At 40.5% G+C, this 26,710-nt stretch carries 27 protein-coding genes; 1 reads left to right on the forward strand and 26 read right to left on the reverse strand.

From position 1 onward, the window contains the following. Window positions 1–81 precede the first annotated feature (81 nt). The 6 genes from BDR01S_RS20145 to BDR01S_RS20170 all read right to left on the reverse strand — a co-directional run bounded on the left by BDR01S_RS20145 (window position 82) and on the right by BDR01S_RS20170 (window position 9,304). Window positions 82–2,382 carry an ATP-dependent DNA helicase gene (locus BDR01S_RS20145; RefSeq protein WP_066254948.1) on the reverse strand — a complete coding sequence of 767 codons (2,301 nt, stop codon included), beginning with the start codon at window positions 2,380–2,382 and terminating at the stop codon, window positions 82–84. A 106-nt stretch (window positions 2,383–2,488) separates the two neighbouring features. Further along, window positions 2,489–3,730, reverse strand: coding sequence for a glutamate-5-semialdehyde dehydrogenase (locus BDR01S_RS20150; RefSeq protein WP_066254951.1), 1,242 nt, complete (start codon window positions 3,728–3,730; stop codon window positions 2,489–2,491). A 6-nt stretch (window positions 3,731–3,736) separates the two neighbouring features. Beyond that, window positions 3,737–4,849, reverse strand: a complete 1,113-nt coding sequence (gene proB / locus BDR01S_RS20155; RefSeq protein WP_066254954.1) for a glutamate 5-kinase — start codon at window positions 4,847–4,849, stop codon at window positions 3,737–3,739. Window positions 4,850–5,243: 394 nt separating this feature from the next. After that, a complete protein-coding gene (locus BDR01S_RS20160; RefSeq protein ID WP_066254957.1) occupies window positions 5,244–6,092 on the reverse strand; it encodes a DUF3307 domain-containing protein in 849 nt (282 codons plus the stop codon). Between the two features lie 26 nt (window positions 6,093–6,118). Continuing rightward, the gene (locus tag BDR01S_RS20165) at window positions 6,119–6,916 is read right to left on the reverse strand and encodes a hypothetical protein (RefSeq protein WP_066254959.1); all 798 of its coding nucleotides are present in this window, start codon (window positions 6,914–6,916) and stop codon (window positions 6,119–6,121) included. Between the two features lie 141 nt (window positions 6,917–7,057). After that, the gene (locus BDR01S_RS20170; protein ID WP_066254961.1) at window positions 7,058–9,304 is read right to left on the reverse strand and encodes an AAA domain-containing protein; all 2,247 of its coding nucleotides are present in this window, start codon (window positions 9,302–9,304) and stop codon (window positions 7,058–7,060) included. Between the two features lie 97 nt (window positions 9,305–9,401). Between BDR01S_RS20170 and BDR01S_RS20175 the strand changes: the two genes are divergently transcribed. Further along, window positions 9,402–10,325: a hypothetical protein gene (locus BDR01S_RS20175; RefSeq protein WP_066254963.1), complete on the forward strand. Its 924-nt coding sequence runs from the start codon at window positions 9,402–9,404 to the stop codon at window positions 10,323–10,325. Between the two features lie 40 nt (window positions 10,326–10,365). Here BDR01S_RS20175 and BDR01S_RS20180 read toward each other — a convergent pair whose 3' ends face one another. The 20 genes from BDR01S_RS20180 to preA all read right to left on the reverse strand — a co-directional run bounded on the left by BDR01S_RS20180 (window position 10,366) and on the right by preA (window position 26,691). Next, on the reverse strand, window positions 10,366–10,566 hold the full coding sequence (locus tag BDR01S_RS20180; RefSeq protein WP_066254965.1) for a helix-turn-helix domain-containing protein: 201 nt from the start codon (window positions 10,564–10,566) through the stop codon (window positions 10,366–10,368). A 174-nt stretch (window positions 10,567–10,740) separates the two neighbouring features. Further along, window positions 10,741–11,388 (reverse strand): deoxyribose-phosphate aldolase, encoded by a 648-nt coding sequence (gene deoC, locus BDR01S_RS20185; RefSeq protein ID WP_066260034.1) that lies wholly within the window; start codon window positions 11,386–11,388, stop codon window positions 10,741–10,743. A 174-nt stretch (window positions 11,389–11,562) separates the two neighbouring features. Continuing rightward, window positions 11,563–11,826 carry a EutN/CcmL family microcompartment protein gene (locus BDR01S_RS20190; RefSeq protein WP_066254968.1) on the reverse strand — a complete coding sequence of 88 codons (264 nt, stop codon included), beginning with the start codon at window positions 11,824–11,826 and terminating at the stop codon, window positions 11,563–11,565. Next, on the reverse strand, window positions 11,826–12,101 hold the full coding sequence (locus BDR01S_RS20195; protein WP_026567441.1) for a BMC domain-containing protein: 276 nt from the start codon (window positions 12,099–12,101) through the stop codon (window positions 11,826–11,828). Before BDR01S_RS20195 ends, BDR01S_RS20190 begins: the two co-directional genes overlap by 1 nt. Then, complete coding sequence (locus BDR01S_RS20200) at window positions 12,102–12,389, reverse strand: EutN/CcmL family microcompartment protein (RefSeq protein WP_066254971.1); 288 nt, start codon at window positions 12,387–12,389, stop codon at window positions 12,102–12,104. A 177-nt stretch (window positions 12,390–12,566) separates the two neighbouring features. After that, entirely contained in the window at window positions 12,567–13,022 is a 456-nt protein-coding gene (gene rpiB / locus BDR01S_RS20205; RefSeq protein WP_066254973.1) for a ribose 5-phosphate isomerase B, read from the reverse strand. Next, window positions 13,019–13,858 carry a triose-phosphate isomerase gene (gene tpiA / locus BDR01S_RS20210; RefSeq protein ID WP_082797514.1) on the reverse strand — a complete coding sequence of 280 codons (840 nt, stop codon included), beginning with the start codon at window positions 13,856–13,858 and terminating at the stop codon, window positions 13,019–13,021. The genes rpiB and tpiA overlap by 4 nt, the downstream gene beginning before the upstream one ends. An 11-nt stretch (window positions 13,859–13,869) precedes the next feature. Next, window positions 13,870–14,148: a BMC domain-containing protein gene (locus BDR01S_RS20215; protein ID WP_066260038.1), complete on the reverse strand. Its 279-nt coding sequence runs from the start codon at window positions 14,146–14,148 to the stop codon at window positions 13,870–13,872. A gap of 100 nt (window positions 14,149–14,248) precedes the next feature. Continuing rightward, a complete protein-coding gene (locus BDR01S_RS20220; protein WP_066254978.1) occupies window positions 14,249–15,676 on the reverse strand; it encodes an aldehyde dehydrogenase family protein in 1,428 nt (475 codons plus the stop codon). Between the two features lie 2 nt (window positions 15,677–15,678). Then, window positions 15,679–15,978: a EutN/CcmL family microcompartment protein gene (locus BDR01S_RS20225; protein ID WP_066254981.1), complete on the reverse strand. Its 300-nt coding sequence runs from the start codon at window positions 15,976–15,978 to the stop codon at window positions 15,679–15,681. Next, entirely contained in the window at window positions 15,975–16,727 is a 753-nt protein-coding gene (locus tag BDR01S_RS20230; RefSeq protein ID WP_066254982.1) for a hypothetical protein, read from the reverse strand. Before BDR01S_RS20230 ends, BDR01S_RS20225 begins: the two co-directional genes overlap by 4 nt. Then, window positions 16,727–17,389: a phosphate propanoyltransferase gene (pduL, locus tag BDR01S_RS20235; RefSeq protein ID WP_082797515.1), complete on the reverse strand. Its 663-nt coding sequence runs from the start codon at window positions 17,387–17,389 to the stop codon at window positions 16,727–16,729. Before pduL ends, BDR01S_RS20230 begins: the two co-directional genes overlap by 1 nt. Beyond that, on the reverse strand, window positions 17,389–18,345 hold the full coding sequence (gene deoR, locus BDR01S_RS20240; protein ID WP_066254984.1) for a DNA-binding transcriptional repressor DeoR: 957 nt from the start codon (window positions 18,343–18,345) through the stop codon (window positions 17,389–17,391). The genes pduL and deoR overlap by 1 nt, the downstream gene beginning before the upstream one ends. 348 nt (window positions 18,346–18,693) lie before the next feature. Beyond that, window positions 18,694–20,049, reverse strand: coding sequence for an aspartate aminotransferase family protein (locus tag BDR01S_RS20245; RefSeq protein ID WP_066254986.1), 1,356 nt, complete (start codon window positions 20,047–20,049; stop codon window positions 18,694–18,696). 46 nt (window positions 20,050–20,095) lie between these two features. Then, window positions 20,096–21,562 carry a CoA-acylating methylmalonate-semialdehyde dehydrogenase gene (locus BDR01S_RS20250; protein WP_066254989.1) on the reverse strand — a complete coding sequence of 489 codons (1,467 nt, stop codon included), beginning with the start codon at window positions 21,560–21,562 and terminating at the stop codon, window positions 20,096–20,098. 159 nt (window positions 21,563–21,721) lie between these two features. After that, complete coding sequence (locus BDR01S_RS20255) at window positions 21,722–23,350, reverse strand: PucR family transcriptional regulator (RefSeq protein ID WP_066254992.1); 1,629 nt, start codon at window positions 23,348–23,350, stop codon at window positions 21,722–21,724. 83 nt (window positions 23,351–23,433) lie between these two features. Then, on the reverse strand, window positions 23,434–23,667 hold the full coding sequence (locus tag BDR01S_RS20260) for a hypothetical protein (protein ID WP_066254995.1): 234 nt from the start codon (window positions 23,665–23,667) through the stop codon (window positions 23,434–23,436). 36 nt (window positions 23,668–23,703) lie between these two features. Beyond that, window positions 23,704–23,916: a hypothetical protein gene (locus BDR01S_RS20265; protein WP_066254998.1), complete on the reverse strand. Its 213-nt coding sequence runs from the start codon at window positions 23,914–23,916 to the stop codon at window positions 23,704–23,706. Window positions 23,917–23,964: 48 nt separating this feature from the next. Next, the gene (gene hydA / locus BDR01S_RS20270; RefSeq protein WP_066255000.1) at window positions 23,965–25,383 is read right to left on the reverse strand and encodes a dihydropyrimidinase; all 1,419 of its coding nucleotides are present in this window, start codon (window positions 25,381–25,383) and stop codon (window positions 23,965–23,967) included. Window positions 25,384–25,404: 21 nt separating this feature from the next. Further along, entirely contained in the window at window positions 25,405–26,691 is a 1,287-nt protein-coding gene (gene preA, locus BDR01S_RS20275; protein WP_066255002.1) for an NAD-dependent dihydropyrimidine dehydrogenase subunit PreA, read from the reverse strand. Window positions 26,692–26,710: the final 19 nt, after the last annotated feature.

A 26,710-nucleotide genomic window follows, 5' to 3' on the forward strand; every position in this document is an offset into this window, starting at 1 on the left:
GTCAATAAAAAAAGCACTGTGAATTCAAGTGCGTTTTCCTATGTTTTTTATAATGTGTGCACCTCTGAAGTAAACCCGTTACTATTTTCCATAAGAGTTCTTTTTTGAACTAACCGTATAGTGCTGCCATTCCATTGGCATGAGATTTTGATACTGGCGCTGTAGGAATCGGTCATCGATCAATACAATCGTTCCACGGTCTTCCTCCGAGCGAATTAACCTTCCTCCTGCTTGGAGCACTTTATTCATGCCGGGATATACATAGGCATAGTCATATCCGTTTTTGTCTTTTTGATTAAAATGTTCCTTTATGAGGTTCCGTTCAAAACACAGCTGCGGCAACCCTACACCGACAACCACCACCCCATTTAAGCGGTCGCCAATTAAATCAACACCCTCCGAAAAAATGCCGCCAAGGACAGCGAAACCCAGTAAGGTTTCTGGTTGATTAGCTTTAAAAGCACCCAAAAAGTCCTCCCTTTCGATTTCGGTCATCCCTGTTGCTTGGATAATGGTATGGGTTTTTGGGTCTTTTTGTTTGAATAGGTCATAAACAGAAAGTAGGTACTGATAGGATGGGAAAAAGATGAAATAATTGCCGGACTGGTTTTGAATCAATGATTGGATTATAGATACAATGTGTTCCTTCGTCCGCTCTCGATCTCGGTAGCGGGTAGACACTGGATTGATGATAACTTCGAGCTGTTCACTTGAAAATGGTGAAGGGATGGATAGTGCATAATCCTCTTCCTGCCCACCAAGAATATCTTGATAATAGGTTAAAGGCGACAGTGTCGCTGAAAAGAAGATTTTAGATCGATAACCCTTTCCCATTTGTTTGAGAAGCTTAGAAGGGTCAATGCAAAAAAGCTTTACTGTTACATCGTTTTTTATTTTTTCTACGTAGATTACATAATGTTCATCGAGCAGTTCAGTAATTTTCAAAAAATTATTTACGATAAAATAGGCTTCCAACAGACTTTGGGACGTTTCCGTTTGAAGGACCTGTTCTGCGCTTTCTAGAAACTGAATCAGAGGCTCAATTAGTTCTTCCCCCAACTGATCAATGGTGAATTCATGTGTATCCGGATGTTCCTTTTTCAATGAAATAAACCAAGCATTTAGCTTACTTGCAGCCTCATAGATTGTTTTATTGACACCTTTAAACTCCTTTTTTAATTGGAGGAATATTTCTTTGTTTAAGGAGGATGAAAACATTTCTCGACCTCGGTCCACCAGATTGTGCGCCTCATCGACGAGGAGTGCGGTCTGTTTTTTTTGCTCTTCCAAAAGACGCTTCAGTGATACCCGCGGTTCGAAAATATAATTGTAGTCACAGATGATACAGTCGACTGCATAGGCAAGATCGAGGGAAAATTCAAATGGACAGATTGTATGTTTCCTTGCATATTTTTCAATTACATCACGCGTCATCGCTGTTTCATTAAATAAGATATCAAGAATCGCATCATTGACCCGGTCATAATAGCCATTTGCAAATTCACAATAATCCTTTTGGCAAATGGTTTCATCCTTAAAACAAACCTTGTCCTTGGCTGTAATGGTTACCGTATTTAGACAAAGACCACGGGATTGCATTTTTTTAAATGCCTCTTCGGCCGTTGTTCGGGTAATGGTTTTCGCCGTAAGATAGAATACACGGTTCAGATGTCCTTCTCCGATTGCCTTAACTGAAGGAAAGAGCGTCGATATCGTCTTGCCGATTCCTGTTGGAGCCTTAGCAAATAGATTTTTTTTATCTAAAATTGTTTTATAAACCACCCCGGCTAATTTCCGCTGTCCCTCGCGATAGGCTTCAAAAGGAAAAGTTAGCTCTTTACAGCTTTCGTTTCGTTTTTTTCGATGTTCATCAAGCAGTCTCGCGTATGGAGAGTAGTCTTCAATCACTTTTAGAACAAATGTTTCCAGTTCAGAAAACAGGCACTTTTGTTTGAAATAGGACTTCGCTAGTGTATCTACCTGGACATAGGTAAGCTGAACAAAAATTTCCTGTAATTCGTTTTCCTTTGCATACATATAGGCGTATAGCTTTGCTTGTGCCCAGTGAACTGGGTAACCTTCCTGATCACGCTTCTCAGATGGCTCTTGGAATGACTTGATTTCGTCAATAATTACCTCGCCATCTCGAAACAGCAGCCCATCACACCTGCCATCAATAATGAAAGAAAGTTCATTAAACGGGACTTCCACACGGAGGTACAATTCTTTTTGATCCCCATCGTGGTAGGTTTTCTGGATTTTTTGATGTATCCTTGTCCCATCCAGAAGTGTCGATTGAGAGCGGAAACGTGTATCAATACTACCGCTCTTAAACACATGTTCAACAAGCGTTCTTACGGAAATATGAATTGACTCTGACATATGAGCACCAACTTACTTAAAAAGTTAATATTAGAATGTATGTTTGTATCCTAAGTATAACAGAAATCAAAAAAATTGACGCATAATCTGCGTCAATAAAAAGGAGTTATGAACGAATTTGTCCAGTGCCACGGACAATCGCTTTTGTTGTTGTTAGTGCACGGAGTCCCATTGGCCCGCGTGCATGGAGCTTTTGTGTACTAATTCCGATTTCTGCCCCATAGCCAAACTGTTCCCCATCGGTAAATCGTGTCGAGGCATTATGATATAATACGGCGGCATCAATTGTCTGGAAGAACAAACGAACGTTATCAGGATTTTCACTGATGATGGCTTCAGAATGCTTCGTTCCATGATGATCTATATGTTCAATCGCTTCCTTCACATCACTCACCTGTTTAACAGCCAAAATTGGCGCTAAAAATTCGGAAGACCAATCCTTTTCTGTTGCTGGTTTCACAAATGAATAGGTTGATGTTAATTCAGTATCCCCACGCAGCTCCACTCCTTGGTCATGAAGAGAACTTAATAGCTCATCTGCAAATGGCCAGTTTTTATGAATAAGCACGGTTTCTGCTGCGTTACAAACAGATGGTCGATGTAATTTTGCATTAATCGCAATATCGATCGCCATGTTTTCTTTTGCTGTTTCATCAATGAAAACATGACAGTTACCAACACCCGTTTCCAACACTGGAACGGTGGCATTTTGGATTACCGTTTGTATTAATCCTGCCCCGCCTCGAGGAATGAGGACATCTAGGTATTGATTCAATTTAAACATTTCGGACGCTGTTTCCCGGCTCGTGTCCTCCAAAAGCTGGACGGCATCGACAGGAATCGCTGTTTCTGCAAGGGCTTCATGCATCACATGAACGAGCGCTTTATTGGAATGGATGGCGGAAGAACTTCCCCTTAACAGAACTGCATTTCCTGCTTTTAAACACAGACTTCCTGCATCCACGGTAACATTGGGACGCGCTTCATACACCATTCCTATGACCCCAAGAGGGACCCGAATCGTTTCTATTTGTAACCCGTTCGGACGCTCCCATGCTTCAATCGTTTCACCGATTGGATCCTCCAAATCAATTAATTGACGAACCCCATCAACGATTTGTCCAATTCTTTCTTCCGTTAAAAGAAGTCGATCCAGGAGCGACTCTGTAAACCCATTTTCTTTTCCCGCTTCAATGTCTTTGGCATTTTCAGTGATGATCCATTCTTTCTGCGTCAATAAATGTTCAGCCATTGTCATTAGCGCTGAATTTTTTTCTTCCGCTGACAGAATCCCCATTTGTTTGGCAGCTTTCCTTAATTTCCTTGCTTTTTCTATTAACTCACTCATTCATTTTCACTCCTTTGTCATTGTCACCCAATTATCGCGATGAATCACTGCTGCTTTTTTGTTAATCGAGTACTCTTTCGACTGTTCACTTGGCAAGCCTTTTACTTTCAGTAAATTCTTAGAGGAGTAGTGGATTTGCCCTTTTCCGACAATTTTTCCTTTTTGGTTTCGGACTACGACCACATCTAAGGCGTTAAAATCCCCAATGACATTCGTGACGCCAACAGGCAGTAAACTTTTGCCCTGAAACACAATTGCCTTTTCCGCCCCATCATCAATTTCAATCACACCGCCGACCTGGGAGTGAAATGCAATCCATTGCTTTCTCATTTGCATTTGCGTTTGGAATGGTCCGCCAATGTACGTCCCGTCCCCTTTACCAGCTAGAATATCAACCAGTTTTTCTTTTCCGGCACCGGTTCCGACAAAGACGCTGACACCAAGGGAAAGAGCCTTTTTAGAAGCAAGTAATTTTGATTTCATTCCGCCTGTTCCAACGGAAGAACCACTTTCTCCGGCAACACCGAGGAGTTTATCAGATATTTCAGGAATAAAATGATATTTTTTTGCTTCTTTCTCTACTTTTGGATTGCCATCATATAAACCATTCACATCCGTTAAAATAATCAGGGCATTCGCATGTAAAAAACCACTCACTAGTGCGGACAGCATATCGTTATCGCCGAAGGTTAATTCCTCAATTGAAACCGAATCATTTTCATTAATAATCGGTATTACACCTTTTTGAAGCAGCTCATGAATCGTATTAAAGAGGTTATGAAACCGCACTTGGCTGTAAAAATCTTCTCGTGTTAAAAGAATCTGGGCTGGAACGATAGCAAACTCGTTAAACAATTGAATATAATTTTGCATTAACAATCCCTGCCCCACCGCTGCGGCAGCTTGTTTCCCAGCAACAGTTTTTGGACGGATTGGATAGCCAAGGGGGCCAAATCCAGCCGCAACTGCTCCTGATGAAATAAGAATGACATCATGCCCTTGCTCTTTTAAACAGGCAAGTGCCTCAACATGATCACGTATTTTTCTTTCAGAAATTGTCCCGGAGGCATTGGTGAGCGAGCTGCTCCCAATCTTTACAACCACTAGTTGTTTTTTCATCCTGTACCGAACCTTTCTTTTTTATAAATAAAAAAAACGACTCTACTGTCCTAAAAAAAAGGACGGAAAGTCGTTTCCGCGGTACCACCTTTATTGATGCCATGCACCCACTTTGAACCCGTAACGAGGGTGACGGCTTATGTTTGCATAAGCAGTTGGTTTAGGGCAGGTTCAAACTTTTTTCCGTGAGAAACCTTTCAGCCGGTCGGGTTTCACTCTCTTGCACGTTCCAAAGATTTACTAATCCCATACTTTTTTAAAATTCGATTTATTTGATTATCCTCAGAATTTAACAAAAAGTCAATATAATTTTTTGATAATTTAAATAAATAAAAGCTAACCGAAATGGATCCGATAAGCTAGATTATGAGTTAATCGCAAAACTAATTTATTTTTACGTCAACACAACCTTTAACAAAATTCCCAGTGTAATTCCTAGAAACATGGATGTAAGTGTACCGAGCAAAAAATATTCGGCCCAGTCTCTATCATCCATTTGTTTAAAGCGGGCAATCGATTTAGCTGCCACGATAAACCCGATTGCCGGATAGGCACTATAGAAGGTTAACAATAATACTAGTAATCTCTCAATATAGCCAATTAATTTCCCCCGTGAGAGATCATGCTTACTAAAAATCGTATAATTGTATTCCTCTGTTAATCCTTTTTTACCCATATGTACAAAGTCTGCTTCTTTTCGTTCATTTTTAAAAGAATATTTCCCTTCAAACGTTAATAGCTGGTTTGGTAAAGTGCCTAGGAGAATTTTTATCATATGCCCGCTGACAGTGGTTGCTAAAATGAGCATGATAAACATAAACAGGACAGCCTCCATCAATCCAAGTCCGCCTGGCTGTTGAAAATAACTGACTAGATTAAAATTAAAACAGAACTCACATCCTAAAATTATCACACCGATATGAAGTAACTGATCGATTACAAAGAACCCTAACCGTTTCATGTTGTCTTCATTATTCATTTTTATATTATCAAGTAGCTTAATCTTAATAAAATCAATTAAAAGATGAGTGATCACGATAAGTATCAAGGGGATAAACAAGTTTTTAAGGGGATTTTCAAAATCAAACTGGAAAATCCAATAGTTGATTAAAACAATTGCCGTTATGAGAAAATGATGAACCACATGCTTTCGTAAATTCTTTCGTTTTTCAATGACCATGTCATCTGATTGTAAATAAAAATCAGCAATGAAGTGAGCAAGGACTAGACTGAGAAATAACATGGCTTCTCCTCTCCTTATGATCGAATCTAGGAATCAAGTAATGTTTTCAATTTCATCTTCACATGATTCCGGATGCTTGTTATTAGGTTCTCATTAATATCTTGAGGATGGATTGCACTTTCAGGATAAGCTTTTTCTTGTAACGAATGCAGTATACTAATAATTTTTGAAAAAGTATCTAGGATTTCTTCACTATTTCCTTTTTTAAAATGACTCGATATCGTCGGAGATGTTTTACCAAGGAGCTTTCCAATCACCTTTTGCTGGTTTAAAATGAGATAAAGCGAACATACGGTCTCCTGGATGTCGGTTTGTTTCCTGATAAATTTAAGCTGTAAGTGTAATAATCCATTAATAAGTGTCTCAAATTCATTTCTGAACTGGTGATACGGTAACGACGGATTGGCTTCACTTGGGTAGAACTGATCAAGTTCGAATTTAAAGAGCATTCGATTCTTTTCTTGTTTGATTAAATCATTCGCATATCTTGCTTGTTTAACCAAAGGATGAATCCATTTCTCAAGATCGACTTCCTTTATTTCTTTTTCTATATCCCCAAAAGCCAAGCCAAAATAAGGCATATGATTCTTGAATTTCCATACCCTGCTTACAAAAAAGGCAATCGTATAAGCGGTTGAATAACCAGGTCCCACAAAAATAATTTCATCTCCAGCACGATGTTTTATTTTGATCGGACCGATATTCTTTGTCCATTCAGTTATCCAGTCGACCAATTCATCCAAATAAATGGTAAGCTCCTCCCCCATCTTTTCTGTGGATGAATTGCTGACATCAAGAATAAAAATCGATATCGGATAATTCATTTGTTATCCCCTTTAACTAAAATAGTTAGATTATATAATCTAATTTTAGCTAAGTTAGATTATTATGTCAAACTCCCTTCAAATTAGCCTATTTAGTCAAACAATAACGGATGCCTTCCCACTCTGAACTTATCCTAAAAACTACTCTCGAGTCTGAAACTGTCCGATAAAATACTCACATACTTTTTCTGAATCGAGTCTTGCTGCAATATAGGGCGGGTGCACCCCTTTAACCGCTTCTAATGGTAAACCCAGCCATAAAAGATGCTCGTCAATGATAATAAATGGAAAAGATGAGGTATCGTTCCACAGTTGATCTGGTTGAATCGATGCAAATGAATCGCCGCCTGTCAAAACAGTTAATTTTACAGACGAACTCCTTTTTTCCAGATGATTCTTCCATTCCTCAGATAGGATGGTTTGTTCTGGTAAAGAAATAATAATCGATTTTTTAGCTGATTCGAGATCCCTGAATACTTTGTCTAACTTAAGCGCATGGATCCAAGCTAATCTTGGGTGCTGATCCTTAACCCATTTTCCAATATCCTTTGTTCCAACTGTTTGCTGTTTACTAACCTGGTGGTCCACAAGTTGCCTTAGTGTTTTACGAGGAAAGACATGTTTTCGGATAAATGATTGGTTGCTGACATGAATGAACTTTCCTTTCGTTCTTGTGATGGCCACATTAATCAATCGTTCACTATCCTTACCGGTTAGCAGCATCCCTGCCCTCGTTTGCGGTTCACTGTCTACCGTATCAAAAACCATCACATCACGCTCACTGCCTTGAAATCTGTGAACGGTCGCAGCGATGATATCAGCTGTCGAGAGTTCTTTGTCGTATAAATCCGCCAGTATTAGTTCCATTAAATTAGCTTGCGCACGGTAGGGCGTGACATACCCAATCGACCGTGCCCCGGCTACGTATGACTCATGGATTAATTGAAAAGACAATAACACCTGCCAGACATTCATGCGCGAATTAGATGCCTTTTCAGTCATGCAATGTGCCCCAAGATAACTTGTATCCAGAAGAACGGCTGCCCTGCCTGAAAAGGGTGCAAGCTCGACGATTGATTTTCTGCTATTTTTAACACTTTCATGATCACCGACAAGCGAATGATAAATGTATTGATTGGTAAACGCTGAAATATCAGGATGCATTCTCCGCTGCTCTTTTAATAAAAATAAATGGGGATGTAGCATCCCTTCTTTTACCCAATCAACCACACCCGCGCGATGGAAGATATCCTCTTTTAGCCACATTGTTACTAACGGGTCTCTAGAGGATGCAATCGGTGGTAATTGTTTAAAATCCCCGCAAATAATAACACGCTTTCCAAGTGTTGCCGCGAAAGCTGCCTGAGGGACATAAGCCATACTTGCTTCATCAAGAATAACAAGGTCAAATTCTTTTTCATAAATGGCTGAATCACCAGCTGCTTTGGCAAGGGTCGTCCCGACAATGAACGCATCCTTAATAAACTCAAGTTCCTTTTGGCGAATCTTTTCAAGGACCCTAGCAATCTTGGTCTCAATTTCCAACAACTGATTGGTGTCCCTTTTGCTAAAAGAACGGGAGATATCTAACTTAAGTTTCCGTCTTTCCGCTAATAAATTATCTTTATCCTCCGCAAGCAAGGGATTGTCTTTTTGAAGGAGCTGACTAGTCGTAACCGCTTGATGATTAGCAAGTTGCTCACCCGTATTGAATCCATAGCGGAGCACATCCCCTGCACGGAAGCGTCCTTTCTTTTGAATAAAGGTTGATATCTCACTAATGAGTACATCGACTGCTTGGTTACTGTGCGATAGAATCAACACTTTTTTTCCCTGAAAATACTTATTAGCGGCTACCCGGGCCAAGGTGTAGGTTTTACCTGTTCCAGGCGGCCCCCAAACAAAGGTAACTGGGTTGTACTTGGAACGTAAAACGAGTTCATGAACATTGCTTTTACTTTTTTCTATTGGATGCTTAGCAGGCATCGATGGGTCCATCAACCGTTTTACTCTGATTCGTTTTAGCTTATTTTTCTTTATCTCATCCAAACGCAAAATGAGCTGTTCAAGCAGTTCCCATGGATCATGAAAAAGCTGCGCCTCATGAATTAAATCTCCGTATGATTGCTCCATGGCAAGCATCACTCCTTTACCTTCAGAGGAGAGAACACGTCCATTTTGCTTCATGCTTCCCCACTCGAGCCGAACCTGAGAACCGATAGGTATTCGAATCGATATCGCGGTATCGAAGTAGTAGGTATAGGACCCTTCTGTCGATAGCAGCCTGCCATTCGTAACAAAAAATTTATTACTGCCATATTTTTTTAAATGGACGATCTCATTTTGGAGAGCCTGCTGCCATTCTTTTATAAAATTTATCACCTTCATTAGAATAATCCCTTCTATATGCATATCCTTAATAAAAAAGGAATTTTGCGCTGATTCCAAATATTATACATTAAATAGATATGGAGGGATATTTCTAATGGGTAATTTAGATTTCCTAGAAATAAGCCGGAATTTTAAGAGTTATTATCAAACACTACGGGATGTCCATTATTATTTAACAAATGATTCGGGGGTGAAGCCGGAGGAATTAGAAGCCGTTTCCAAGTTATTAAGTAAACTAATTTATGGATTTATTCGGATTAAAGGGATATCATTCCGAGAAATGGATCGTGAACAGTTCGAACAAGAATTTAATCTATTTCATCAAGATTTTCTAAATATCATCCAAAAAAGCGGCGAAAATAATGTGGAATTCGATCAATTCACTGCTCTAATTGATGAAATCATTGGAATTGCAGTTAAGCGAACTATTGCACTAGGAAAAATAAAAAAAGTAAAACAAGAACTCTTACTCGAGGAGGAAGAAATTGCTGAAGTAGATGATTCTGAATCGGAATTAAGTTATGAAGAAGAGGATATTGTTACTGAAGATGAAGTAGTTGATAATGTGATCGAAGGGATGGAAGAAATAAAAGAGGTTGTGCCTGAAGTTGAAACTCTAAGTACAGAAGTTAGATATTTTAGTACTGATGCTGTAACTTTAAGTAATGAAGTTAGACCATTTAGTACGGATGTTGGAACCCTTAATAATGAAATAGAAGTTATTCTATATGAAATTGAAAATGCTGAGGACGAACAGGCAGAACTGGGTAATGAAAAAGTAGTTGCAGATGTGGTGAATCAGGTGAATCAGGTTAATCAGGTTAATCAGGTTAATCGGGTGAATGAAATTAATCAGGTGAATGAAGTTAATAAGGTTAATATAGTTAAAGCGGGGATATTCCCGCCTAAAAAAGTGAAAAATAATTATGTTGATGCTGCTCCAGTGGTTAATAACTTAAATGACAATGAAAGTAGTGGCAATTTCCGTTTTAGACCTAGAAGAAGAAAACAACGATGACTAAAAAATCGCCTAACGGCGATTTTTTAGTTAATATAATTTAGATTGAGACGTCTCCAATGGAGAAAGAGCAATTCAAGACATCAGAAATCTTTGCTAATGTGGAAACCTGAACGTCCAACTCGCCTTCTTCAATGGCTGCAATCGTTCCAGCATTTAATCCTGAAAGCAAAGCTAGTTTTTCTATTTCAATTTCACGGTTTAATCGCATTTTCTTTAGTTGATGTCCAATATTGTTCATTTAAGCACCCCTCATTATGTAAGCGATTTCATTTCTGATATTATTATATTAAACTATTTAAATTTTTACAATACTTTTACTAGTAGAGGAGAAAAGAAATCTGAGCATTCCACCCCGCAATAATTGCAACATGAAATACCCAAATTTCCCCTTTTGAAATTAATAAACACCCTATTAATAACCTGTACCTTGTCCGCCAGTAATGATTGCAATACTAGAACTTGCACCAATTCTTGTCGCACCGGCTTGGATTAGTTTTCTAGCTGTATCTAAGTCTCTGACACAAGCAGAAGCTTTCACACCCATATCCGGGCCAACTGCTTCACGCATAAGTTTAATGTCTTCAGCCGTGGCACAGCCAGGTCCGAACCCAGTTGATGTTTTCACAAAAGCCGCACCAGCCATTTTTGCTAGAATACAAGCTTTTTTCTTTTCTTCGATCTCAAGAAGACCGGTTTCAATAATAACTTTAACAGGTGCATAACCATTCGTTGCTAAAACAACACCTTCAATATCTTTTTTCACTGTCTCAAAGTCACCGGATTTAAGGGCTCCAATGTTCATGACCATGTCAATTTCCGTTGCACCGTTTGCAATTGCATCACGAGTTTCCGCACTTTTTACAAAGGTGCTCGTTGCACCTAGCGGAAAACCAACAACCGTGGTAATTCCTACTCCAGAACCTTTTAATTCTTTGGCTGCAGTTGCCACCCAATAGGGATTCACACAGACCGTCGCAAATTTATGTTCTCTTGCTTCTTCACAAAGTTTAACAATTTGGTCTTTAGATGCTTCAGGCTTTAATAATGTATGGTCAATCATCCGAGCGACAGATGGTCCAGTAATAATATTGGATGATGATCCTTCTTTGTAAGTCACGTTTCCAGAAGTAACAGGCTTCACTTCTTTCAGCGTTTCTTTATTGGTTAGTTGCTGCATAATTTGATTTGTAATTTGTTCTACCAATGCATCAATTTGCATCGTACTCACCTCACATTAATTTAATCGATCAACGATTCCGGCAATGACTGCATCAAAAGATCCTTTTGGGTCTTCTAAAATGTCTCTTGCCGATCCACCTTCTTCTAGTATGAGAACATAATCGCCCGCTCCTGCTGAAAACCGGTCAAAGGCAATCATTGCATCGCCGCATTCCTTACCAGATGCGTCAACAGGGATGACAACCATCAGCTTTTTATTTTGATGACTGGGTGTTTTTATCGTTGCTACGACATTTCCAACCACTTTTGCTAGTTTCATTATTTTGCAACAGGAAGAATTTTCTCGATATCGGAGTGTGGTCTTGGAATAACGTGAACAGATAAGAATTCGCCCACACGCTGCGCTGCATCCGCACCTGCTTCAGTAGCTGCCTTTACTGCACCTACGTCACCGCGCACCATTACACAAACTAACCCGCCGCCAACATTCACTTTACCAAGCAAGGTAACGTTGGCTGCTTTTGTCATTGCGTCTGCTGCTTCAATTGCTCCAACTAAACCCTTAGTTTCGATCATTCCTAATGCGTTGCTCATTTATATTTCCTCCATTCGTTTGGTCACATTATAGTAGTCTATTATTCCTAAGATTCCAGCATCTGAAGCTACTAAATCTTTATTAAGCGGTAAGGAGGATTCTCTGCTTTTTGCTAAGTACACGAGGTCTCCTGCTCCTGATTGTCCAATCGTATCAATAGCCACAAGTGGTTTGCCTTTGTCATTCAATTGCACATCTACTGGTTGGACAATCAGCAGCTTTAAACCTTTTAAATTGTCATCTTTATGCGTACAAACCATATTTCCAATCACTTTGGCCACAAACATTTTCAAACCTGCTTTCTTTCCTATATATCTCTGAGTTAAACGCTCCTATTTTTCTATCTATACTGTTTATCAGCGAATCTCAACCATTTATCAGCGGTAATTTAATTTTATCAGCGATAAATCATTTTTATCAGCGAAACTGAATGTTTTATCAGCGAATCTCAGATTTAGTGCTAATTAACGACCCAAGAAACGACTTTCGATTTCCATAATTTTTGTGACACGACGATCATGACGGCCGCCGGCAAACTCTGTTTCCAACCATGTTTTCACTAATTGCTTGGCAAGGCCTTCTCCAATAAATTGACCGCCAATCGATAAAACGTTCGCGTTATTATGCTCTTTACTGTTAATAACTGAAGATAAATCCCAGCAAACGGCAGCGCGGACACCGGGTATCTTGTTTAATACCATCCCACTGCCAATACCGACACCATCAATCATGATCCCAACATAGTCATCATTTGTGGCTACCGTTTCGCCCACAAGAAAGGCGATATCCGGATAGTCTACTGATTCATTAGCCTTACAGCCGAAATCTAAATATTCATAGCCTAATTCAGTTAAATAGACTTTTAACGTTTCTTTAAGTCCGTATCCACCATGGTCGCAGCCAATTGCAACTTTTTTCATGAATTTTGTTCTCCTTTGGCAAATACATTAATAATTCCATCAAAAGACTGGGCATTCAAACTAGCTCCGCCAACAAGGACACCATCGATATCAGGCATGGCGCTGAAATCTGTTGCATTGCTTTCGTTTGCTGAGCCGCCATATAAAATCGAAATGCCCTCAGCTTTTTCATCGATTATTTTTTTTAAGATGGACCGGATGTAAGCATGGGTTTGCCCAGCTAATTCGGCAGTTGCCGATTGCCCTGTGCCAATCGCCCAAACCGGTTCGTAGGCAAGAATAAAATTACTAGAATCGATGTCCTTTAAAGCACCACAAAGCTGCTTTTCTAAAACCTGCTCCGTTTGCAATGCATTCTTTTGTCCTAAGGTTTCGCCGATACAGATGATCGGAGTAAGTTCAGACTTAATCGCATGCAGAACCTTTTTATTTACTAACTCATCATCTTCATAAGAATATTGTCTTCGTTCAGAATGGCCTATAATTACATACTCACAGCCAACATCCCTTAACATACTTCCTGACGACTCTCCCGTGTAAGCCCCTTTGTCCGCCCAGTGAACATTTTGCCCACCCAATTCAATCGGCTTACCTGATTGTTTGATCATTAAATGGGCAGGGTATAACAGCTGGGCTGGCGGGCAAATAACGACCGACACGTCCTGGCTGCTGTTAATTTTTTGGAAAAATTCAGCGGTCTCATTTAGATTTTTATTCATTTTCCAATTGGCAATCACATAGGTTTGCCGATCACTTTGCAGCTGAAGTTCACCAAGAGACTGACCAATGACATCTCTTACTAGATTTTTAATATAGCTTTCAATGGATTGTTCCATTTACATTCACCTTATTCTGCTTTCGGTAAAATACCTTCCACATCGCCGTTTGGACGTGGAATAACATGTACAGATAAAAGCGTACCAACGCGTTGTGCTGCTTCTGCACCAGCTTCAGTTGCAGCTTTTACGGCACCAACATCACCGCGGACCATAACTGTCACAATGCCTGCTCCCACTAATTCTCTGCCTACTAAAGAAACGTTTGCAGCTTTCACCATTGCATCGGCTGCTTCAATTGCACCTACTAAACCTTTTGTTTCAATCATTCCTAAAGCCTCTTGACCCATTTTATTTCCTCCTCTAGTAACCTCTAATTTTTGGTTTCCTTGTTCTTCTTGTGAAGTGACTATATTTTCTTCTTTTGTCTTAGCCAATTAACACACCCCACTATATGATTCTTAATCCATCTACTAAAACGCAGCGGCGCTGACGTGTAAATGTTTTCGCACTGGTTAATCCCTCACCTGTTGGCCCGGCGATGGTCAGAGTAGTAAAGCCTTCACTTTCAAAGCCTAAGCCAGCGACGGATGGTCCATTTTTCACAAAAATGGTTGCTTGGATTCCTTGCGCCATCTTCGTTAGATTGGTAATGTTTTGAGAGTGCATTATCGCTGTGTGTCGATTTCCCTTCTCAGCAATTACCGCAAGCTCTATCGCTTTATCCACGTCAGGAACTCTGACGATTGGTAAAATTGGCATTAACATTTCTGTCATCACCAATGGGTGATCCTTCGTTGTTTCAGCAATAATCAATTTCACATTTGGATTTGCTTGAATACCTGCAGCTTGTAAAATCACATAGGCATCTTTACCGATGTAGTCTCTGTTTGGATAAAACTTATCATTTTTCTTCACTAGTACTTTCTCAAGCAGCTTTTCAAACTGGAAGCCTTTAAGCTCAATTGCTCCACTTTTGACCATTTCTGCTTTAAGGGCATTGGCTACCTTGTCAACCACGAACACTTCTTTTTCAGCTGTACATAAAACGTTGTTATCAAAGCTTGCGCCCTTGACAATATCTGCTGCTGCCTTTGCGATAATCGCTGTCTCATCTACGACAACTGGCGGGTTACCCGGACCAGCCGCAATCACTTTTTTACCAACAGCCATCGCAGCTTTTACAACAGGTCCGCCGCCTGTGACAACTAGTGCATTTACCTGTGGATGATTCATAACTTGAGCAGATGTTTCAAGATTTGGTGCTGCCACAGAAGTGAGCGCATTTTCAGGGCCGCCCGCTTCGACAATTGCCTGGTTTAAAAGCTGTAACGTTTTAATCGAAACGCGTTTCGCACTTGGATGCGGGTTGTAAACAACCGTATTACCTGCTGCAATGAGTGAAATTGAATTGTTGATAACGGTTGCTGCCGGGTTTGTGGAAGGTGTAATTGAACCAAATACGCCAATCGGTGCATACTCAACAATTGTCAAGCCATCATCACCTGAATAAGCCGTGCTAATTAAATCCTCAACACCTGGTGTCTTATTTATTGCCAAAAGGATTTTAGCAATCTTATCGTCTACTCTGCCAAGACCTGTTTCTTCAACAGCAAGCTTCGCTAACTCTTTTGCATACTTGCGGCTTACTGCTCTCATGTTCACGATCATTTGCCGTCTGGTTTCCACAGGAAGTTTGCGAAGCTTTTCCCAGGCTAGTCTTGCAGCGGCGGCCGCTTCATCAACAGTTGTAAACACCCCGTTGCCTAAGATGACATCAGGCAGTGATGTGACAGTGCTGTCGTCTTTCTGATTCTCGCCTAATTGATGGAGGACTTGTTCAACCATTTTTTTGATATCGATTTCAGTTATCTGCAAAATTAGTTACCTCCTTTTTTAAAGGTTAAGGTCCCTTGAATTTCAATTTGATCCACAATCCCTACGATTGCGGCGTCAACGGGGACGCCGTTTGTCATTTCTGTTTGTCTTGCTGAACTGCCGCTGACAAGTAGAACGACTTCGCCCACACCTGATCCAACCGTATCAATCGCAACAAGCGGTTTCCCGTCTTCCTCGATACTTTTCATATCAAGGGGTTGGACGATCATAAGTTTTTTCCCTTTTAATTTCTCAGCTTTGGTGGTGGAAACAATCGAACCGACCACTTTACAGATGATCATAGCGTCCCTCCTTTCGAGGAATCATTCTGTTTTATTTCAATCTTTAAGTCTCGTGCCAAGTCTTTCGCTGCAGGCGTTACCCGGCTCCTTAGTGGTACCTCAATCTCTTTAAGCCCATCCTGAAAGGCTCTTTCCACGTGCTTTGCTAGAATAAGAGACTGCTTTTCCCGGTAAGCGGCAAATTGTTCATCAACAGTCTTAACCAACTTATTGAGCGGCACCCATTTCACCTGATCCGTCTGGATTTGCCTAATATATGATTGAAGGCGCCCCAGGACAGAATGCGGGGCATGTATTTGTTGGTAGACATTAGGTTCTACATCGTTATTAGCCATGACAATTGACTTTCCAAGCATTTGAAATTGGAGAGCCACCCACACCGGGTCCTCATCATCTATCGTTAATGCAAGCTTTGAGAGCAGGCTGTATGATGCTTGAGGAACAACGAGGACAGATGATTTTTCTATCAACGCACCCAATTCCTGTTGGGCCATCTCTTCTATCAAGACAAATGACACCCCGTTCCAAGGTGCTTGCAAAGGGAGCCATTCTTTTGTTAAAAGTAAGGTTACATCATATGTATCAAGAAGAGGAGTAACCGCTTCCAAAACTATTGATGGATTTAGAGATTGATAACCTAAAAGAATAGCAATCGGAGAATCCTTTTTCGCATCCAGTTCATTTTTTAAGAAGGCTTCAACTTCCTGCTGGACGAGCATTTTTACCTGCGTTCTAACATCCTCCGGCATTACTCTTCACCCACTTGTTTTCGACTTTCAAGGGCTACTATAATTTCACCCAATTGTCCATTTTTGATCCCGGCTGCATTCGCTTCATCTAGGTCAATATGCATCTCCAGCTTGAATTTAGGAGATACACGAATTAGGACATTGGTAAAAATAACCCCGCGGACTCCGTCCACTTTTACTTGAACAAAGTCTCCATCATTTACACCAAACGATTCTCCATCACTCGTGTGCATATGAATGTGGCGGGCCGCACAGATCAAGCCCTCTTTTATCATAATTTGTCCCCGCGGCCCTTGTAAGGTGATTGGTTCAGAACCATTAATATCCCCGGAGTTACGAATGGGCGGCTTGACTCCTAATGTAAACCCATCAAATAACGACACTTCCACCTGTGTACTGCCTCTTACTGGCCCAAGCACGCGGACATTTTGTATTTTCCCTTTCGGACCAATAAGTGTTAGAGTTTCCTTTGCAGCAAATTGATGGGGCTGTGACAAGTCTTTTAACTTCGTAAGCTCGTAACCTCTTCCAAAAAGGCGTTCGACATGTTCCGGAGATAAATGAATATGCCGGTTGGATGCCGCGATTGGAACCATCTTAGCTTTTTGGAACGAGTTTTTTACCATCTTTTCGACGATTTCTCTAATTGTTTCCTTATTCATTAAATTTGATCACCCCCGATATCGAGTAATGCCCTGGCAGTATACTGGTCGGTAATCAGGACATTTGCATGACGACCTCTTAGCGCTCCATATATCCCTTCGACCTTTGTGTTACCGCCTGCAATGAGGATACCGTATTCTTTTTCATTTAAAAAGGAGAGTTCAATCCCAATCGTTCGATCGTTTAATGTTTCATGACTAATATGCCCATTAATATCAATAAATCTGGAACATATATCCCCTACCGTTTTATTGGCCCGAAGAATTTCAATGTCACTTTCTAGAAAATAGCCCGCATGCATTAGGGTTGATTGTTCACCTGGATCGCCCACAGTGAAAATCGCAATATTAGCCTGTTTACCTAATTCCAGTATTTTCTTAACATGACGGTCTGCAATAATTGCCTGCTTAACGACAATGTGATCAACGACCGCAGGTACTTGCAAGAAGTGTGGAATCGTTTGAAAAGCATTGGCAAGACCATTAATGATTTCTGATGCATACGTATTTGATTCAGAGTAACTTACCCCACCATTTAGCTGGACAATCGTTACATCCTTTACATTCTTTGGTTGAATTTGTTTCACAAGTTGATATAAAGTTGTACCCCAGGTAATCCCAATCGTATCGCCGCTTTGGACAATCCCATATAAATAATCTGCGGAAACCTCACCCAGCTTCTCTTTGATTAATTCATCCTGATATTCCGGAATAGATGCAACAATACAGTGCTTTAGATTAAATTTTTCCTTTATCTGCATTGCCAGTTCCTGAACATCTTCAGCAGGGTCACATATTTTTATATGGACTACTCCTTCATCAACAGCCTGAACTAGAAGCCTGGAGACGGTGGGGCGGGAAATACCTAACTTTTTCGCAATATCCTGTTGGCTGTAGTCTAATTGATAGTACATTTTAGCTACTTCTACCAGGCGCGAAATCTTTTCATCCGCCATTGATCATTCACCTAATTTTTAATGTAATAAAATTCTGAAACTTTTTTCTCAGCTTTCGTCCCTTTTTTCGCACAAAAGAAAACGGTTACATTTTTTTGTGAAAATAAAGGTTAACATTTGTTCAACTCTAGTTTTCATGTTGTGAAATTATGTAATACGGAGTTGAACATTTGCTAATTTCATTATAACCCACGTAAAGCGTCTGTCAATCATTCTTTCAAAAGATTTCGACATTTATGTACAAGACTTCTCAATCACCTTTCACATCTAGTAAAATAGTTGATTTCTATGCATGAAAAAAAGAACCCAAGTCATTTACAATTGTAAATACATGGGTTCTTTTTTCGATTAAAGTATTTTCTGAAGGGATTCGTTCAGTGTTTTAACTAGGAAGGTTAAATCAACCTGTTTAATAGTTAATGGCGGTGCGAGTGTTAACACATTATTGAATCCAGCTACAGTGGCACCATTTTTTCCAATGATAATCCCTTCCTGCTTACAGTTAGCGATTACCTGATTGACAAGGTCATTTCCTAACGGTTCCTTGGTAAGCTTATCTTTTACTAATTCAATTCCAATCAGTAATCCCTTCCCGCGAACATCCCCAACTAATGGGTGGTCTTGTAAGAGATTCCTCAAATCGTTTAGTAACTGCTCGCCTAGATCGCGTGAACGGTCAAATAATTTTTCAGTTTCCATAATCTCCAGATTTTTTAATGCGAGTGCACAGGCTGCAGGATTTCCGCCAAATGTATTGACATGACGGAAGTAATCATATTCTTCTGTGCCTTTGAATGCTTCGTAAATGTCTTTACGGACAGCAGTTGCGGAAAGTGGCAGATACGCACTGGTAATCCCCTTTGCCATGGTGATGATATCTGGCTTCACCCCATAATTCATAAACCCGAATGGCTTGCCTGTACGCCCGAAACCGCAAATGACTTCATCGACAATCAGCAATGCCCCGTGTTTTTCACAAACTTCCTTTGCCGCTTTCAGATAGCCATCTGGTGGAATAAGGACACCACCGCCAGTTATGATTGGTTCCATTATCATAGCGGCAATGGTTTCACTTAACTCCCATGTCATCGTCCGGTCAATTTCTTTCACCGAAGAAAGTTCCCTTGGATCGGCGGCATTCGTATCATCACGGTAGGAATCCGGCGGTGAGACATGGATAAAACCTGGTGCCAGCGGTTCGTATTTGTATTTTCTTTGCGCCTGCCCGGTTGCTGCCAATGCCCCCATTGAATTACCGTGATATGCCCGGTAGCGGGAGACAATTTTGTAGCGATTATGTTCACCCTTTTGCTGGTGGTATTGTCTGACTATTTTAAAGGCAGTTTCATTTGCCTCAGAGCCGCTGTTTGAGAAAAAGATGACATACTCATCACCTAACATCTCGTTCAGCTTTTCTGCTAGTTTAATAGCAGGAACATGGCTTTGTGAAAGTGGAAAATAGGCCATTTCCTTCAACTGCTCATAGGCAGCTTCGGCAAGTTCGGTCCTGCCGTATCCAACATTCACACACCAGAGACCAGCCATCGCATCTAAATAACGTTTTCCGTCTGCATCTGTCACCCAAGAACCCTCCGCCTTAGCTGCTACGAGCGTGGCTTTAGGATTATAGGGCTTCATCGAGTGCCAAACATACTTATCATCCTGTTCTAATAACGTTTCCTGGGGACGACTTGTTTGAACCATCCTTCTTCCCTCCATTTCTTAAAATTGGCGCCTGACACCAAAAGTTCTATCCATCAAAACGGGATGTTATCATTTTCTTGCGCGTATAGAAATTCAAGCCGTCTTTACCGTTTACGTGCATGTCACCATAGAAGGAATCCTTCCAGCCTGAGAATGGGAAAAAGGCCATGGTTGCCGGTACCCCAACATTAATTCCTAGCATACCCGCGTCTGCCTCTTCACGGAATTGACGGATAGCTTTCGCATTGTTTGTATAAATCGTTGCACCATTACCAAAACGAGACTTACGAATATATTCCAGTCCTTCGTCTAAATCATTCGCACGAAGAAGACTTAATACCGGTGCAAAAATTTCCTCCCTAGCAATTGTCATTTCTGGTGTGACATGATCAAAAATAGTAGGTCCCAAGAAATTCCCTTCTGGAAGCTCGTCTATTTCTCTGCGCCCGTCTCGAATTAAGTCCGCACCTTCCTCTAGCCCTTTTTCAATAAACCCTAGAACCTTTTCACGGTGTTCTCTGCGAATAATCGGTGTTAATAAAACTTCGTCGTCCATGCCGTTACCAATGATCAATTCATCCGCCTTTTTCTTTAAAGCTGAAACAAACCTATCATTTTCACCGACAACCACGACTGCACTGCACGCCATACAACGCTGTCCCGCACTTCCAAATGTTGAACTAATGATATTTTGGACCGCCCTATCCATATCAGCATCCGGCATAACAATATGATGATTTTTAGCACCGGAAAGAGCTTGAACTCTCTTTCCTTCCGCAGCGGCCCGTTGATATACATACTTGGCAACCGGCTGTGAGCCTACAAATGAAATAGCTGCAATGTCTTTATGTTCGAGTAAGCCATTTACGACATCATGGGAGCCATGAACGACATTTAATACGCCTTTGGGTGCTCCCGCTTCTGCGAACAACTCTGCTAAACGATTCGCTAAAATCGGTGTCCGTTCAGATGGCTTTAACACAAAGGTATTTCCACAAGCAACCGCTAGAGGGAACATCCATAGAGGAACCATCATTGGAAAATTAAATGGTGTAATCCCACCGACCACCCCGACAGGATAACGGAACATTTCAGAATCAATCTCTTCAGCAATTCCTGATAACGTTTCCCCCATCATCAACGTAGGCGCACCCGATGCAAATTCCACACATTCAATCCCGCGTTGAACCTCTCCATACGCTTCTTTGTATGCTTTTCCATTTTCCAACACAATTAATCTCGCTAATTCTTCATGATTTTCAGTTAGCAGATAGTGGTATTTAAACAGAATTCTAGCTCTTTTTGGAACAGGGACGTTTTTCCATTCTTTAAACGCTGCCTTCGCCGCTACAACCGCTAGATTTACATCCTCCTTCGTTGATACTGGCACCTTTGTTAATAGCTCATTCGTTGCAGGGTTCGGTACATCCAGTGCTTGAATGCTGTTCGAATTTACCCACTCACCGTTAATGAAATTTTTTAAAATGGCCGTATCCTTTTTAATTACACTCATATATTTAAAACCTCCTAATTTTCTTTATATACTGTTTTGTATTTGCTAAAATTAATAGCCTTATAAAGTCATTATCTCGTATCTAATCCTTGCTTTCATTAGACACAATGTTAAGCGTGGCGCAGCATTTCCTTGACGTTTTGAACAATAAATAAACATTTATTCTGTTTTAAGAAATCTAGCCTGGTTTGCATTTGGTTGGGACGCAGCCAAATAATCTTGGACAAGAAGCATAAATTCGATCGCTACTCGTTTTTCATGTTCCATAAAGTCCTCACCAAGAATGTTTTCAAGCTTTTGCAGGCGATGGTATAGTGTTTGCCTAACGATAAAAAGCTTATTGGAAGTTTCCTGTTTTGATCCATTACACTCTAAATAGGCTTTTAACGTCTCGAGCAACTTGCCATTATATTTTTGATCATATTGGATAACAGGTTGTAAATACTCTGCTGCATACTCCTGGAGATTCACATGCTTACTCATTTGCGAAATCAGCCGATATAAATGCAGGTCTTCATAAAAATAATAGAGTGATTTATTGTTCATTCTTTGCTGGATCCGCTCTGTTTCCTTGGCTGTAAGATAACTTTTATGTACTTCATTTAAACTTTTGATAAAATTCCCTGCGGCAATCACTATTTTCGCTGAACACTGTTTTTGGATAAACTCAGAATCAGTAATGGATTCAATTGACGTTTTTATCCGTTCCTTAAAATTCTTTTTCGCCCGATTATTGACGAGAATGAATGTTATTTCATTTCTTTTTTCAACTGTAAGCACTGTAAACCCATTCTGTTCAAAAACCGAACGAAATAATAGTTTTAAATAGGTAACATCTTGAGTTACTTTCTCTTTTATGGGTATAAGTTTTGTAATTAAAACGACTGCTTCATTTGTTCTTGTTTTAATCCCAATTTGAGCAAAATATTCACTAATGCTCTCAAGCGAATGTTCACCTTCAAGCCAGCCATAGAGCCATTCAAACTCCTCAACACGCTTTTTTTCTTCGACATACCTATCCCTTAATAAATGTTGGGCTAGCGCTGTTGCCGTCCGGTCCAGAATTAATAAATCGTATTCGCTGATGGGGATATCCTTCGAATAAATAAATACCTCAGCATATTCTTGTCCAAACAAAAAAATAGGGGCTGACGCAATATGTTCACTTGGTTGAATTTTGGCCTCGCCGAGTCGGGTCACCATTGTTTTTTGTTCGATTTCACTGATTTCCGGGACAAATTTATAATCCAAATTTTTTAATCGGAAAATGATTTGTAATTCCAACGCAGCGAAGATACATTGAAGAATATCTTCATATCTATCCATCGTTAAAAGTCGTTTATTTAAGCTTTGCGAGTAATTCTCTAAATCAGAAATCATCTGATATTGTTGATTAATAATAATCGAGTGGATGTCTTGAGTGATTTGTACAAATGGAACTTCCTGCTGAAAAACAATAATCGGAAATTGATGTTCATTCGCAAATTCGATGACTTCAGTTGGGATTGCAGACATGTATGTCCCCATTTCGATACATAAGCCAGCCGAATTATTTTCAAGAAATTCCTTTACCATCGATGCAAATAAATCCATATTATCCTTCCAGGCAACACCAGTTGAGAGAATAAGTTCATTTCCATTAAGAAGGTTTCGAATACTGGTGACCTCGACGACATGAACCCATTTGACGAATCGGTGGATACCGTCTTCCCCGGCAATAATACGTGCACTCTCAAAATGCTTTCGCTTTAAAATATCTGCCACAGTTAATTGGAAATGTTCTTTCATCATTTGGCTCTCCTCACAAAAGTAAAACAGAAATGATAGCTGAAAAGAGGATTGGTCTTGCAACCAATCCTTCTCAAAAAATTCTAATGGATTAACGGGAAGTAAACACTTATTTCACAAAGCATTGACTCATATTCCTCACAATCTAAAAAATCCTCCGAGTGCCAATTTTCCATGATCCAGGCCACTAATTCTTTCGGGGAATTGAAGTACTCCCCGCTAGAATCTGATTTTCGAATCGTATAACGTCCATTGTCTTCATCGATTGTGACTATACAAGGGTACGCATTGTCCTTTGATTTCAAATAGAATTCCAAACTTCCCACCTCATTTTTCAAATTAGGCAGTCATTATTATGTGTGATTCTGTTTCAATAGTAGACTGGTAAAATATTTTCGTGCATTTGCCGTTCCAATCACAAGAGTTTCAAAAACATTGCCCTTGGGATTAATAAATTCAACCGTGGCCCCATTTAAATGTTCCTTAACCCCATTAATTCGATACCCTTTTTGGATAAAAAAATCAATTTTGTCTCTTTCATCTAAAAATTGCTGATAATCTGACATCAAATCCCCCCATTTAATTTCAAATACATCTAGTTCAATTGTCTAAGATTAGATTGATAAGGTTTCGCTTTGGTTGACGAGCGTATTTTTATTATATTTTGCCCTCTTCAAATATTGACCAGAACCTGGTTTCCCTACAAATTGCTTGTCGCGAATAACAAATTCCCCACGAGACAACACCGAAACGGGCTCCCCAGTAACCTTCATACCTTCAAATGCATTGTAATCCACGGCCATATGGTGGGTTTCAGCCGAAATGACCCGTTCGATATTCGGATCAAAAATAACAAGGTCAGCATCTGCCCCAACAGCGATCGTTCCTTTTCTCGGAAATAATCCAAAAAGCTTTGCGCTTCGTGTCGAGGTAATATCGACAAATTGATTTAGACTAATCCGTCCTTTCTTTACCCCCTCAGAGAATAAAACCGACAACCGGTCCTCAATAATTGGGCCGCCGTTCGGAATCTTAGTAAAATCATCTCGTCCTAAATCCTTTTGCCCTTTAAAATCAAACGAACATTGATCCGAACCGATGGTTTGCAGTTGACCACTTTTTAAGGCATTCCAGAGAACATCCTGATTCCACTTCTCTCTAAGCGGCGGGGACCAAACATATTTTGCTCCTTCAAAATTAGGTTTCTCTAAATAGCTTTGATCAAGGACTAAATATTGCGGGCACGTTTCACCCCAGACATCAAAGCCCTTACTGCGGGCTTTAGCTATCTGCTCAACAGCATCTGCGCAGGAAACATGGACCACATATAACTGTGAATTGGCTAGCCCTGTGAAATTTGCCGCACGACCTGTTGCTTCCCCCTCTAATTCCTGCGGTCTTGTTAATGCATGATAAATAGGGGCTGTATTCCCTTCATCGAGGGCTTTCTTCGTTAAATAATCGATAACATCCCCGTTTTCTGCATGGACCATAACTAAGGCTCCGTGATCTTTTGCAGAGATTAGTGTTTTAAACAATGTTTCATCATCAGCTTGAAATACATTTTTGTATGCCATAAACACCTTAAAGGAGGTAATCCCTTCTTCACTAATCACCTCTGGAAGTTCATTGAGGACATTCTCATTGATTTCAGAAATCATCAAATGGAAGCTATAATCAATAACCGCTTTTTCTCGTGATTTATCATGCCAGATTTGAATAGCATTCTTTAGCGGCTCACCCTTGTTGGTTAAGCAAAAATCGATAACCGTTGTCGTACCGCCAAATGCAGCGGCAATCGTTCCTGATTCAAAATCATCCTTCGTCACCGTTCCGCCAAAAGGCATATCGAGATGGGTGTGTGGATCAATTCCTCCCGGAAAAACAAAACAGCCTTTTGCATCAATTATTTCTGCACCAATTGCTGATAGGTTCGTACCAATTTGTGTTATTTTACCATCTTCTATTAAAATTTCTCCTTGATACGTGTCTGCGGCGGTAACAATGGTTCCATTTTTGATAATTTTTTTCATTGATCGTTCCCTCCAAATCTTCTACTTGGTTACATCTGCTTTCAATATGGCTGCTCCACTTAAAGCTGCTTGACGCTCATTCCAGGTCATCGGCGGCATCTCTCTTACTGCTTCTACCATATCAATCGCCCCGTCAACCGGACATACAATCGAGCATAAATTACATCCTACACAATCCTCTTCCCGCACTTTGAGGAAGCTCATCCCATTTGCATCAGTCAACCTATCGATACATTGATGTGAAGTATCTTCACAGGCAATATGGCACTTATTGCAATTGATACAGACATCGGTATTGATTTTTGCAACGATATTGTAATTAAGATCCAAGTTGCCCCAATCCGAATATTTAGGTACAGATTTTCCGATGATTTCAGAAACAGCGGCAATCCCCTTACTATCGAGATAATTACTTAATCCATCAATCATGTCCTCAACAATTCGGAATCCATGATGCATAGCGGCTGTACAGATTTGAACACCCGTAGCTCCCATCAACATAAATTCAACGGCATCCTTCCAGTTGGAAATCCCGCCAATCCCTGAAATTGGGACGTTAATATGTGGATGTCTTGCACATTCCGCGACCATATTTAAGGCAATCGGCTTAACTGCAGGTCCGCAATAGCCGCCATGCGCTCCCTTTCCAGCGACATGGGGAATCGTATTCCATGAATCGAGGTCGACACCCATAAGACTGTTAATCGTATTTATCATACTGATCGCGTCCGCACCGCCATTGCAGGCAGCTTCGGCGGTTGCCGTTATATCCGTAATATTTGGCGTTAATTTAACAATAACAGGTGTTTTGGCCACTTCCTTCGCCCAATAGGTCTGTCGTTCAACAAGGGCTGGTACCTGCCCTGAAGCCGAACCCATGCCGCGTTCTGCCATCCCATGTGGACATCCGAAATTCAACTCAAGTCCATCTACCCCAACATCCTCGACACGTTTAACGATTTCATGCCACTTCTCCTGTTTTGGTTCCACCATCAACGAAGCGATAATCGCATGGTTAGGAAATCGCTTTTTGGTTTCATAAATTTCTTTTAAATTGATATCTAAGGGACGGTCAGTAATTAGTTCAATATTATTGAAACCAGCTACCCTTTGTCCGTTAAAACTTACAGCAGCAAACCTTGATGAGACATTCAAAATGGGATCACCCAATGTCTTCCAGACTGCCCCGCCCCAACCGGCTTCAAAGGCTCGCTGTACCTGGTAGCCGGAGTTAGTCGGCGGTGCTGACGCCAACCAGAACGGGTTAGGAGATTGAATCCCTGCAAGATTAATACGTAAATCAGCCATCTATTTTTCTCCCCCTTTT

Origin of the sequence: Neobacillus drentensis NBRC 102427 (assembly GCF_001591445.1) — a bacterium.
GTDB lineage: Bacteria > Bacillota > Bacilli > Bacillales > Cytobacillaceae > Neobacillus > Neobacillus drentensis.

Excerpts from the sequence above, each read along its gene's own strand:
- BDR01S_RS20200 (WP_066254971.1), bottom strand. The coding sequence starts at position 12,389 with ATGTTTGTGGCCAAAGTGATTGGAAATATGGTTTGTACGCATAAAGAT.
- BDR01S_RS20160 (WP_066254957.1), bottom strand. The coding sequence starts at position 6,092 with ATGTTATTTCTCAGTCTAGTCCTTGCTCACTTCATTGCTGATTTTTAT.
- BDR01S_RS20150 (WP_066254951.1), bottom strand. The coding sequence starts at position 3,730 with ATGAGTGAGTTAATAGAAAAAGCAAGGAAATTAAGGAAAGCTGCCAAA.
- proB (WP_066254954.1), bottom strand. The coding sequence starts at position 4,849 with ATGAAAAAACAACTAGTGGTTGTAAAGATTGGGAGCAGCTCGCTCACC.
- BDR01S_RS20245 (WP_066254986.1), bottom strand. The coding sequence starts at position 20,049 with ATGGTTCAAACAAGTCGTCCCCAGGAAACGTTATTAGAACAGGATGAT.
- BDR01S_RS20250 (WP_066254989.1), bottom strand. The coding sequence starts at position 21,562 with ATGAGTGTAATTAAAAAGGATACGGCCATTTTAAAAAATTTCATTAAC.
- BDR01S_RS20165 (WP_066254959.1), bottom strand. The coding sequence starts at position 6,916 with ATGAATTATCCGATATCGATTTTTATTCTTGATGTCAGCAATTCATCC.
- tpiA (WP_082797514.1), bottom strand. The coding sequence starts at position 13,858 with ATGGAACAATCCATTGAAAGCTATATTAAAAATCTAGTAAGAGATGTC.
- rpiB (WP_066254973.1), bottom strand. The coding sequence starts at position 13,022 with ATGAAAAAAGTTGCAATTGGCTGCGACCATGGTGGATACGGACTTAAA.
- BDR01S_RS20145 (WP_066254948.1), bottom strand. The coding sequence starts at position 2,382 with ATGTCAGAGTCAATTCATATTTCCGTAAGAACGCTTGTTGAACATGTG.
- BDR01S_RS20190 (WP_066254968.1), bottom strand. The coding sequence starts at position 11,826 with ATGAAACTAGCAAAAGTGGTTGGAAATGTCGTAGCAACGATAAAAACA.
- BDR01S_RS20230 (WP_066254982.1), bottom strand. The coding sequence starts at position 16,727 with ATGCCGGAGGATGTTAGAACGCAGGTAAAAATGCTCGTCCAGCAGGAA.
- BDR01S_RS20255 (WP_066254992.1), bottom strand. The coding sequence starts at position 23,350 with ATGAAAGAACATTTCCAATTAACTGTGGCAGATATTTTAAAGCGAAAG.
- hydA (WP_066255000.1), bottom strand. The coding sequence starts at position 25,383 with ATGAAAAAAATTATCAAAAATGGAACCATTGTTACCGCCGCAGACACG.
- BDR01S_RS20265 (WP_066254998.1), bottom strand. The coding sequence starts at position 23,916 with ATGTCAGATTATCAGCAATTTTTAGATGAAAGAGACAAAATTGATTTT.
- BDR01S_RS20215 (WP_066260038.1), bottom strand. The coding sequence starts at position 14,148 with ATGGGTCAAGAGGCTTTAGGAATGATTGAAACAAAAGGTTTAGTAGGT.
- BDR01S_RS20170 (WP_066254961.1), bottom strand. The coding sequence starts at position 9,304 with ATGAAGGTGATAAATTTTATAAAAGAATGGCAGCAGGCTCTCCAAAAT.
- BDR01S_RS20195 (WP_026567441.1), bottom strand. The coding sequence starts at position 12,101 with ATGAGCAACGCATTAGGAATGATCGAAACTAAGGGTTTAGTTGGAGCA.
- BDR01S_RS20225 (WP_066254981.1), bottom strand. The coding sequence starts at position 15,978 with ATGATCATCTGTAAAGTGGTCGGTTCGATTGTTTCCACCACCAAAGCT.
- deoC (WP_066260034.1), bottom strand. The coding sequence starts at position 11,388 with ATGATTGACCATACATTATTAAAGCCTGAAGCATCTAAAGACCAAATT.
- pduL (WP_082797515.1), bottom strand. The coding sequence starts at position 17,389 with ATGAATAAGGAAACAATTAGAGAAATCGTCGAAAAGATGGTAAAAAAC.
- deoR (WP_066254984.1), bottom strand. The coding sequence starts at position 18,345 with ATGGCGGATGAAAAGATTTCGCGCCTGGTAGAAGTAGCTAAAATGTAC.
- BDR01S_RS20175 (WP_066254963.1), top strand. The coding sequence starts at position 9,402 with ATGGGTAATTTAGATTTCCTAGAAATAAGCCGGAATTTTAAGAGTTAT.
- preA (WP_066255002.1), bottom strand. The coding sequence starts at position 26,691 with ATGGCTGATTTACGTATTAATCTTGCAGGGATTCAATCTCCTAACCCG.
- BDR01S_RS20180 (WP_066254965.1), bottom strand. The coding sequence starts at position 10,566 with ATGAACAATATTGGACATCAACTAAAGAAAATGCGATTAAACCGTGAA.